3 protein-coding genes are annotated in these 11,353 nt (G+C 45.4%); 2 read left to right on the forward strand and 1 reads right to left on the reverse strand.

What is annotated here, in order from left to right; genetic code table 11:
* Nucleotides 1-375 precede the first annotated feature (375 nt).
* Complete coding sequence (locus AAE02nite_RS09420) at nt 376-3,126, forward strand: DUF1553 domain-containing protein (protein ID WP_146897475.1); 2,751 nt, start codon at nt 376-378, stop codon at nt 3,124-3,126.
* 50 nt (nt 3,127-3,176) lie between these two features.
* Complete coding sequence (locus AAE02nite_RS09425; RefSeq protein ID WP_146897476.1) at nt 3,177-4,676, forward strand: DUF1501 domain-containing protein; 1,500 nt, start codon at nt 3,177-3,179, stop codon at nt 4,674-4,676.
* A 251-nt stretch (nt 4,677-4,927) separates the two neighbouring features.
* Here AAE02nite_RS09425 and AAE02nite_RS09430 read toward each other — a convergent pair whose 3' ends face one another.
* A complete protein-coding gene (locus tag AAE02nite_RS09430) occupies nt 4,928-11,089 on the reverse strand; it encodes a T9SS type A sorting domain-containing protein (RefSeq protein ID WP_146897477.1) in 6,162 nt (2,053 codons plus the stop codon).
* Nucleotides 11,090-11,353 lie beyond the last annotated feature (264 nt).

Genomic DNA, 11,353 nt, shown 5'->3' on the forward strand with positions numbered 1-11,353 from the left:
TTTTTCTTGCCGATTATTTGAAAGGCCATCTAATATTTCATTTACCATCTGCTGCTAAACCCAGGCAATGATTCTAACTTTTTATCGGGTAAGAAAACGAGCAAATTCCTATTACCTAATTCCTTCTTGGAAATAGCACTTCTCATATATTCTTTAACTTTATAGCTTCTTCTTCTAATCTCCTATTTAGTTAATTGAACGTTTTACTTAAATACTGTATCCTTAAGAAATGTCCCTTGCTCTTTCTTATAAATAAATGTATTATTGGAATGAATAATATATTTAAAGGCATTTGCCTGCTTTGCCTCTTTATGTTCTTTAATCATTTAAAGATGAATATAATGGCATTATAAACTAAACAGCTATTTTATTACTATGCTTCAGAAAAACATTTACACTTCCGCTCTACTTACATTAGTGGCAGGCTTTGTGTATTTTAGCTGTTTGCGTCAGCCTGAAAGAACTATTGACTTTAATGCAGAGATTCGGCCAATTCTTAATACCAAGTGCATTTCTTGCCATGGTGGCGTAAAAGAAAAAAACGGTTTTAGCCTATTTTCCCGGTCCGACGCATTGCGTAAAACAAATTCTGGTAAACCTGCTATCATCCCGGGTGATCCGGAAAACAGTGAATTTATCCGGCGCTTGACCCTTAAAGACCCAGAGGAGCGTATGCCTTATCATGCCGAACCGCTATCGCCTGATGAAATTGATAAGCTAAAAAAATGGGTTGCAGAAGGAGCCGAATGGGCAGACCACTGGGCTTATATTCCGCCTAAATACCCTACGGTACCAGCCGATGAATCTGGAAAAGCTGTAAACCCAATAGATAATTTTGTATGGGCCCGGTTGCAGAAAGAAGGATTAAAGCCGTCGCTTAGTGCAGATAAAGCCACTTTATTACGGCGGCTCAGCCTGGATTTAATTGGCATACCTCCTACCGAAAGAGAAGTTCAGGATTTTATACAGGATAACTCCCCTGGAGCATACGAAAAGCAAGTAGATCGCTTGCTGGCTTCGCCGTATTTTGGTGAACGTTGGGCTGCGATGTGGCTGGACCTGGCCCGCTACTCCGATACGAAAGGTTATGAGAAAGACGACTACCGCAATGTATGGCGTTACCGCGATTTTGTAATAAAATCCTTTAACCAGGATAAGCCTTTCAATCAGTTTACCATAGAACAATTAGCCGGCGATTTACTGCCCAAACCCACCGAAGAACAACTTATTGCCACTGCTTACCACCGCAATACAGCTAATAACGACGAGGGTGGTACCGATGACGAAGAGTTCCGGACGGCGGCGCTGCTGGACCGGGTAAGCAATACCTGGGAGGTATGGCAGGGTACTACCATGAGCTGTGTACAATGCCATAGCCATCCCTATGATCCCTTTCGGCACGAAGATTTTTACCAATCGATGGCTTTCTTTAATAATACCCGCGACGAAGACATTCCGAATGAATCGCCTACGCTCGTTCATTTAAAGCCCGAAGATGAATTATTAGTTGGTCAACTAAAAGACTGGATTATTAAAGAACTACCCGCCGCGCAAAGAACAACTGAACTAACCCGCATCCAAAACCTGGTTAGAATTGGGGAACCGAAAATACATCCGCATGCCTTCGATAAATTAACCAATGCAGCCTTGGCCGATGGCAAATACTTAGGTGGTGGTCATAATGGCTATGCCCGTCTAAAAGGGGTAAACTTAACTGGTAAAACCGATTTAATATTGAGTATTGCCAACCGTAAAGGTGGGGGCACGCTTCAGATTCGGCAAGACCGATTGGACGGTGAAATATTAGCTGAATATAAAACGGCACCCGAGCAGGAAGGGCGGGGTTACCGGCGGGAAATAATCAGCCTAAAACCGACCACCGGCAAACACGATTTATTTGTCGTGTTTCTGAACCCGGCTTTAGCCAACCCGCAGGATTATGTTTACCAACTGGAATGGCTGTTGTTTACGGAGCCGCTACCAGGGGCCGACAAACCGGGTTACGCCGAAGCTAAAAGTAAACTGCAGGCGCTCCTGAATGCCGAAGCCGAAAAGACACCGATTATACAGGAAAACCCGCAAGATTTCCGGCGGCATACGTATGTGTTTGAGCGCGGTGATTGGAAACTAAAAGGCAAAGAAGTGCAACCCGGCACACCTAAATTCCTGAACCCTTTTGCCAAATACCCGGCAAACCGCCTGGGTTTGGCACAATGGCTGGTAAGCCCCGACAACGCTTTAACTGCCCGCGTAACGGTAAACCGATTCTGGGAACAGCTTTTTGGCTATGGGTTAGTAGAGAGCCTGGAAGATTTTGGTTCGCAGGGCACCAAGCCTTCGCACCCGGAATTGTTAGACTGGCTGGCGTTAAACTTTCAGCACGAACAAGGCTGGCAGGTTAAAAAGCTATTGAAGCTCCTGGTGCTATCTAATACTTACCGGCAAAGCTCCAAAACGACGCCTGAGCTTATCCAAAAAGACCCGGCCAACCGCTTACTGGCGCGTGGCCCGCGTGTTCGCCTGACGGCCGAACAGATACGCGATCAGGCACTGGCCGTTTCCGGCTTGCTCAGTTCAAAAATGTACGGACGCAGTGTTATGCCGCCGCAGCCCGAAGGGGTCTGGCAGGTAGTTTACAGTGGCCTGAAATGGCAAACCAGTCCTGGGGAAGATGCTTACCGGCGGGCTGTTTATACCTTTTGGCGCCGCTCCGTACCTTACCCTTCGCTGCAGACGTTTGATGCGGCTGGGCGGGAAATATGCGTTTCGAGGCGTATCCGCACCAACACGCCGTTACAAGCCTTGGTAACCCTGAACGATACCGTTTACATGCTGGCTGCGCAGGGTTTAGCCCGCAAAATGCAGGCTGCTGGTAGCGCGTCCGAAACCCAAATAAAAAATGGTTATGCGGCAGCTCTTTTTAAAACCCCAACTGCGCCCAAGTTAAAGGCGCTCACTAAATTACACCAGCAAGCCGAAACTTACTACAATCAGCACCCAAAAGAATTAAGCGCCTTTTTAGGCAAAGAAACCGCTACACAAAATTCGGCTCCGAGCCAATTGGCTGCCTTAACATTGGTTGCTAACGCTATTTTAAATTTAGATGAGTTTGTAATGAAAGAATAACTCTTTTCCGGAGAAGATTATTTATTCGGTTAAGATAAAGATAAAAGAGCATGAATATTTTTGAAGAAGCCCAGTTACGCCAGGCCGAGTACCTAACCCGCCGCCATTTCCTCTGGAAGTGTACTACAGGGTTGGGCGCCGTAGCCTTATCTTCGCTGATAGGCTGTAACTGGCAAAAAACCGGCAGCGACCTGGCTCCGGAAGCCAGCGGTATTGTGCGGGATTTAAGCAAGCCTTTTTTGCCGTTGCCCCCGCACTTTGCCCCAAAAGCCAAGTCGGTAATTTTTCTGCACATGGCAGGTGCACCCTCGCAACTGGAACTATTCGATTATAAACCAGCCTTAAATAAATTAGATGGACAGGACTGCCCGCCTTCGTTGCTGGAAGGTAAAAAGTTCGCGTTCATCAAAGGTGTTCCTAAAATGCTGGGGTCCCAGGCGCAGTTTAAACAATACGGGCAATCGGGCGCCTGGATTTCGCACCACTTACCCGAATTTGCCAAAATGGCCGATGAGGTTTCTTTTCTCAAAGCGATGCACACCGACCAGTTTAACCACGCTCCGGCGCAACTGCTCATGCAAACTGGTAGCCCACGTTTGGGTAAGCCCAGCATGGGCGCTTGGGCTACTTATGGGTTGGGTTCTCTCAACGAAAACTTGCCGGGCTTTATGGTACTGTTATCCGGAGGCAAAGCGCCGGATGCCGGAAAAGCCGGCTATGGCAGTGGCTTCCTGCCCACTGTTTACCAGGGCGTCGAGTGCCGGCAACACGGCGAACCCGTTTTGTACGTCGAAAACCCACCTGGTCTGAGCCGTGATTTGCGGAAGCAATCGATAGAAGCAATTAATGAAGTAAATAAGCTGCATTACGATGAAATGAAAGATCCCGAAACTATTTCCCGGATCTCGCAATACGAAATGGCTTTTAAAATGCAAGTTTCGGTGCCGGAGGTAATGGATATTAACAAAGAGCCGGCTTACATTCACGAACTATACGGCACGGAACCAGGTAAAGCTTCTTTTGCGAATAATTGTTTACTGGCCCGGCGCCTGGTAGAAAAAGGGGTACGGTTTGTACAGCTATTCGATTGGGGCTGGGATTCGCATGGTAATGATCCTACGAATGCACTAGATAAGGGCTTCGGCGATTTATGCAAAAAAATAGACAAACCAGTGGCGGCTCTACTCCAAGATTTAAAGATGCGTGGCTTGCTGGATGAAACCCTGGTAGTCTGGGGGGCCGAATTCGGCCGGACGCCGATGCAGGAAAACCGGGAAGGAAAGCAAATGGCTTTCAAAGGTCGCGATCACCACACCGAAGCTTTTACGGTGTGGCTGGCCGGAGGTGGCATAAAAGGTGGTTACACCCACGGCGAAACCGATGAGATTGGCTATTATGGTATTAAAGGCCGCACCGATGTCTTCGATTTACAGGCTACTATTTTAAACCAGTTGGGCATGGACCACGAGAAGCTGACTTATGCATTCCAGGGCCGCAACCACCGCCTGACTGACGTACACGGAAGGGTAATAAAAGAAATTATTGCCTGATTAGTTGGAAGCGTTGGCAGTGATAAAACTACTAATGGCAATAGATTTCGTTCAAAAACAGCAATAAGAAAAAACTTCTAAGTTAAGTGGCGCCAAATTGATAATTACCATTTGAGCAAGAGCCTTCTCAGAAGGAGTTTGCAGTATCTCTTTTCAGCCTTTGCATTAAATTTGATTGAAGGCTATAACAAATAAAAAGAGGCGCATTAAATAATGCGCCTCTTTTTATTTGTTAAACCAGTGTTAGTAAACTACCGCACCACTACCAGCCTACGGGTTTTCACATAATTACCCGCTTTCAGGGTGTACATATAAACACCACTTGCTAACTCAGCGGCATTCAGGACAATACTGTAATTACCAGCCGCCTTTTTCTCATTAACCAAAACTTTTACCTGCCGGCCTAGCTTATCGTAGAGTGTAAGCTCAACCAATACATCTTCCGGTATGGTATAATCAATAGCCGTAGAAGCCGCGAATGGATTAGGCTTGTTTTGCGCTAAAGAAAAACCACTTTCAAAAAACTGGTCGTTAAAGTTCAGCATATAAGGCTGTTGCATTTCGCCCACAATTTTATCGGTGATAAAAGCAATACCTTTATTTTCCGCCGCCATTTCCTCGCCAGTATTTATATTAAAAATTTTAAACTCGATAAGTTCGCCGGCGTCAGCGGCCTGCCCATAGATAGTCAGGAAGATGCGATTGGTTTTCTTTGCAGAAAGATATTCTGTTTGAACAAACCCACGACAAACGCCATTTATATAAGCCCCAACCGTGTACTGATTATTCGTGACGGGCAAACCATTCTGGTTCAGCATACCGGTTAGGGTCATGGTATATTCGTACTTATGTTCATCTATCTCAAAATTAGATCCATCGGTTGCTTTTTTGTGGTAACCCAAATTAGCCGGAGCCGATAATTTAAGTTTGTAGCTCTGCCCTGGGTCCAGGGTTCTTAAATCGCCCAGCCAGGCGTTTACCGCGCTGGAATAAGTAGCAAACGAGGTAAAGCTTTTTAGGAGATCATCATTTTTAGGGACGAAAGTAGCGCCCAAAGCGGTTTTAATATCAGCATTTTGCAGTTTAGGGTAACCAATCCAGTTCCAGCCACCCGGTAACGCAACCGGTGTAAAGGTAGTTGGCGTGGTACCTACCACACGCAAAGTGTCGGGCCGGTCCGATAAATACACCATATAGCCACTGGTTAAATTAACCGTTTTCAGGGTACCGCTCCAGCCAGACTGCGGCGTAAAGTCGGTAAAATCAGTCTGGCTTTTTACCGTTATTTTATTGCCCGAGGCTAACAAACTGCTGAATACTTTTTCGCGGGTCATGTCGGGTGTTTCTACATTCAGAGATACCCAATTCCAGCCTTTTTTGAGTGGTATAACCTGGAAAGTACCTTCTGAATGGAGCAGGTAAGGCGTAGCGGGAGAGCCGGTAATGCCGTCTATCACAAAAGGAGTTTTTTCCAAAGCACCATATTCTACCCCTGTTAAAGCATTCCACATGCGGAAGGTAATAATTTCTTTACCTGCCCCCGCTTCGTTGCTATAAACGGTCAGGAAAGCGGCATACTTACCCGGCATACCATCTATCTTCCGGATTTTAGCTACGCCGCGTGGTACGCCGTTAACAAAAGCCGCAATAACATCCCGTTCATCGATAGAAGTAGGACTATTGCTGGGCAGGGCACTTAAAGTGTACTGCGCCACAATATTCATAGAGTAGTTATAATCCGAGGCATTTACGCTCCAGGCAACAGGAATGGCCAGTAGTTCTAACTTGATGGGCAGTGCCTCTTTTATGCCATCAATTACAGCTTCTACTACTCCGTTGTATACGCCTGGTTTCAGCTCTTTACTGAGGGCAAATTCCAGTGGAAAGACCCCATAGGGTTGAATAACGCCTTTTTGAGCGGATGGTGTAAGCCACGACGGGTAAATGGCAAGGGTAAACGCTTTGCTGATTTCAGCCGTGTTTTTAAGTTCTGATTTTAACTTAACCCCCGAACCAATCGTAACCGATTGCTCCAGTTTATCCGGATCCCAGAATACCGGTTTTACATTTACTTTGAAAGACCAAACCGTTGGGTATTTCTGAATGTTGCCGGCATTGTCTTCAATTCCACTCACGGTAGCAGTCAACTCTACACCGGCCAGTGAAATATCGTTAATCGCAGATTCCGGGTCGGTTTTAATGATAATGGTATTGCCGGAACATTGTACCTTAATTTTCAGCGTACTACCATTATCCTTGCGGATCAGGGATACTTTGGAACTGAAATCCTGGGTACATTTAATGGTTTTATCGAAGGTTACGCTAATATTTTGTCCGGGCCTTAAGAAGTTATCTGCCGGAGACGGGGTGCCAAATGGTGCCACCGAGCCCCGGTCAATATTTCCTGTCAAAACTTCGGAATAGGTAGTTTGGCCTAAGGTTTCGCACGTTGCAAACGCCCTTATCTCGTACTTGCCATCCGCAAATTTTGCTAAATCCGATACATCCCAGATGTAATCTTTAAACTGATCGATAAGTTGCGCCTTCGGAATGGTGGTTGCTGTTTCCCAGGTTTTACCTTCGGCCCGGTACTGTAACCCAACCGAAGTGAAAGTAGGATTATTTACATCATAACCGGTAAGCGTAACCGTCATTTTATTCGCACTGCCCTGATTAATCAGCCAGTTGTCACCGGGTTTACTAATCTGTACGGTACTGCACTGGCTCTGGAAATTAACGGATATCGAAACCGTGTCGGTATTCACAAAAGAGCCCCCGTTCTGGAAGATAGCATACTCGCATTCGGGGTACATCATTAGTTGAATATCCTGGTAATTAAAAGCGTATGGCCCTCTTTCTACCGTAATGGTAATGGGAATAGATGGACCGGGTTGCAGGAAGAACACAACCGGCGTAGTATTAATAATTTGCCCCCCCATCCGGATAATAGCTCCATCCATATTGGTGGCCGGAATTACCCGTACGGCATATTCCCGGCCTTCCTCACTTTCATTTACGTTGGCAATATTTGCCACAAACACGGCGGGCTCGTTAGCGGGCACATTGCTAACGGTATAGCGGTTAAGGTCTATCTGGGGTTTATCGCGGGTTTGGGTACCAGGCTCGTTGGGGCAACTGCTGGTACCGGCATTTAGCTTAAACAATGGTGTATTGTAGCGCGGGTCATTGTATATATCCACGCTAAAAAAATCACCAATGTCATCATCATCCAGGTGATAACCAATGGTGGTGCTTTTGGCAATGCTGGTATTGGTAGTAGTCTGACTCGACCATTTAAAATTGATCAAGGCACCCAAATCGGCTGATAAGAAGCCGCCTAAGTAGGCAAATCCGCCAATGGCAATATCGCTATTGATAAAGGTAGAGAAATCATAAGTAGTAGTGTTTTCAGTAGATTTTGTAACTACTGAGGTAAAGGGCGCGCCGGCACTGAAGGAACGGTTCTCGATGAAGTGCTGCTGCGAGATTTCTTCCCGCTGCTTATCATTTTTATCGAGCACTTGCTGCCACACGTTAATAGAGCTGTTTAACATCTGTACCGTATCCTTTGCCGACTGCAAACCGGTTCGGGTAGCCCTTTTCTCGCTAATTTCCTTTAAGCGCTTTAATTGGGTAAGAATATTATACCGAATCTGATAATCGGTATAAGTATAAGTGGTAGCAATTGATTCGGGATTCCAGTAAATGGATACATCCGGCACCACCTGGCAGTTTTCTACTTTTACAATATCAATCAGCCCGTAACGGATGTTGTAAGAAGCGCCTACGAATACATCGCCCTGGGAGCCGGTAAAAACATTGGTATTGGCTGTAGAAAGTTGCTGCGTAGCGGTGATGGTAGTAGCTAAGGCATCTCCGTTAATGGCTGTTTCCCCGTTTAATAATTGGGTATCAAATTTAATACCGGCCCCAAATTCCGGAACAAATGGGAGGCCACTAACCCCGCCGCCTATTTTCAGATTTACGAATGCACCGGTTTCTTTTGAATTAGTAACTGCCGTTTGGGTAATAAAAGTATAAGAAGAGTCTTTCTGCAGATAGCTATAACTTTGATCGCCCATGGGGTCGTGCAATATTAAATGGGGCAGCTCGGGCGTACGGGTTACAAAGGTTCCTACCCGCGGTTTGCCACCCGTTACAATGGCACTAAACGAAGCAGTTACGGGCACAGCTGAGCCTATCCTGGCTGTTACTTCAAACCTTTTTCTATATGGCGCTACAATGTTTGGTAATCCGGCTTTAAGCGAATAAGTAACCGTGCCATTGCCTACCGGCAATTTAAAAACGCCTTTATCGCCAACATCATCGGTAATTTGCAGTTCGCCTTCGGCTACAAAACAACTGGTGTTTAAGTAGGTATTAATTTCTTTTACCTCAATTTTTATAGGGTACAAGAAATGCTGCTCCATCACATAATCGTTGTTGCACTTGGTAGTTGGCAAATCTTTAAAGGTTATAGACAGCCCTTCATGAAATACAAAAGGAGCTTTGCGCGTAACAGCTACATTATTTACTTTTTCCTGTTGGGTCAGGTCCAATTCAATGCGACCCAGAGCTGCCATTTGTTTTAAAATATTGCTGCTGTTATGAGAAGTTTCTACAACCTGCAGGGAGTATTTCTGGGCGGGCAATTCAATTTGCTGACTGGCGCCGTTAATTGTAATGGTTTGGTCATAACAATAAATATCGGGCTTGGCCGGATCAGCCACCGAACGGATATTCACTTTAAAAGATGCCGTAACGGCATCGCCACAGCCGGAAAGTAAACTTACCAGTACTTTCTCTGTTTGCGTATCCGTAAAATTGGCGGTGACCAATTCCGTAGTAATCGTTACATTTTCTGATGCTTTGTTAAAAGTATGATGGTAAAAGACTGGCTTCACATTGTAGGTGCCTTCATTCTCCACGTTAATCAGGTACTTACCTTCTATGTTCGTCCGGTTACCAATATCTTTTCCATCCAGCAGCATACTTACGCCTTCCACCGGACATCCGTTGGGGTCGGCTACTGTTCCGGCAATGGTATAAACCGTATTATCTTTAAAATTCACCCCATTTACTACATACAGGTTCTGATCCAAAGTTCTTTTGTGGGTAATTGGGTCGAACTCATGATCGCCTTTGGATGGTGTTAAAGTAAATTCTGCATTATCGAAATAGTAAATATTCTTAATTTCGTAATACCCGGCAGCATCGGTTACAGCCTTAAACTCAATAGTGGTACCATTGTGATTGTAGGAGGAAATAGGCGTTCCGTTTACGATGCCGGTGGCTACTACCGTTACGCCGGCCACATTGGCCCCAAATTTAGATTGTACGGTACCGCTTATTTTACCATTAGGTAAGATATAACCAGTGTTGTCGTAAGAAGGAAAGGTTCGGCCGTCCTTGATCGGGGTAAGGCGGTAAGTATAAACATATCCCGGAATGGCGGTGTTATCGTTGTAAAAGGTGGCGTTTTTGTTTAAAATTTCAACTTCCTCAAAAGCAGTGGCATTTGGTAAACTGCGCTCTATCCGGATATTATCAGCAAAGGAAGAAATATTTAACCATTCCAGCCGAACCCGGTTAGTGAAGGCTCCATCAGAAGCATTAACCGCAATAGATTTGGAATAGCCGGTTACAGGAACGCCGGAGGATTCGTGAACGCCCCACTTGGTTGAATAAGTACGTACGGAGTAGTTATGAGTCGCGCCCGGGTTTACGGAGGCGTCTTTCCAGGACCGCTGATCCCCGTTGGCCGTCTGAATCAGGTTTCCATCCCGATAGATCCGGTAAACTGAATTTGAATCCGGAATATCAGTACCCTTACTCCATTTTAGTTCTATGTAATCAAACCCCGTTTGATTGGAAGCAGTTACGCCGGTTGGGTTTTTGATGGCAGCCGTAGAGGCCGCCCCTTCCACACTGTAACCCGGCGCATTATGTTCTTCTTCATTCATAGCCCTTGGGAAACCGCTCCAAACCCAGGTTAAACAGCCGCCCGAAGGGTAGCCTTCCTGATACCTGATACTCCCGTAACCATTCTGCCCCGGGCCTACGCCCAAGACTTTTGAGCCGTTGTTTGGCAGCTTGGTGTCGGCTCTATCGACAAAATAAATCTCTTTATTTGAACCATTTGGTTTATACCTAATCTCAAGAACCGGCTCCTTTTCACTACCGCAATTTACTACATCCAATCCTTCCCAGGTATAAGTAAGGTAGTAATCCGAGCCGTTACTTTTTATAGTAGTTAACAAGTCAGGATATACCCGCTGGGCGGTAGCTGTGGAGGAAGAAGCCAGCAACAAGGTGACTAAGGAAAAGAAAAAGAACCATGCGAATTTCTTTTCTGCCAGAGAAGAACTTAAGCTGTCAATTCTTTTCTGTTTACTAAGTAAATGTAGATCCATAAGTTTTTGTTTTTATTGGGTTTATTAATTATTGGATAAAGCAAAGTGAGTACAAAGACAGCATAAGAAATAATGCTGAAAGAAGGCTTTTCAGGATTCGGCCTGATTCTGTAGGCTATGTCCAGGATTTGTTTCAGATTGTTGGGCTAAATAAAACCGCCCTTGGTATAACCTATCCGGAGCTAGTTGGCCGTAATAATTATTGCCTTATTCTAAGGTAAAAGTAGATTCTGTAGAGGTAAACCGTTAGCAGAAAATGGCCAT

It is taken from the genome of Adhaeribacter aerolatus, from assembly GCF_007991635.1.
GTDB lineage: Bacteria > Bacteroidota > Bacteroidia > Cytophagales > Hymenobacteraceae > Adhaeribacter > Adhaeribacter aerolatus.

What these genes read in the sequence shown, in the direction of transcription:
- AAE02nite_RS09430 (WP_146897477.1), bottom strand. Translation starts at nt 11,089, where the DNA reads ATGGATCTACATTTACTTAGTAAACAGAAAAGAATTGACAGCTTAAGT.
- AAE02nite_RS09425 (WP_146897476.1), top strand. Translation starts at nt 3,177, where the DNA reads ATGAATATTTTTGAAGAAGCCCAGTTACGCCAGGCCGAGTACCTAACC.
- AAE02nite_RS09420 (WP_146897475.1), top strand. Translation starts at nt 376, where the DNA reads ATGCTTCAGAAAAACATTTACACTTCCGCTCTACTTACATTAGTGGCA.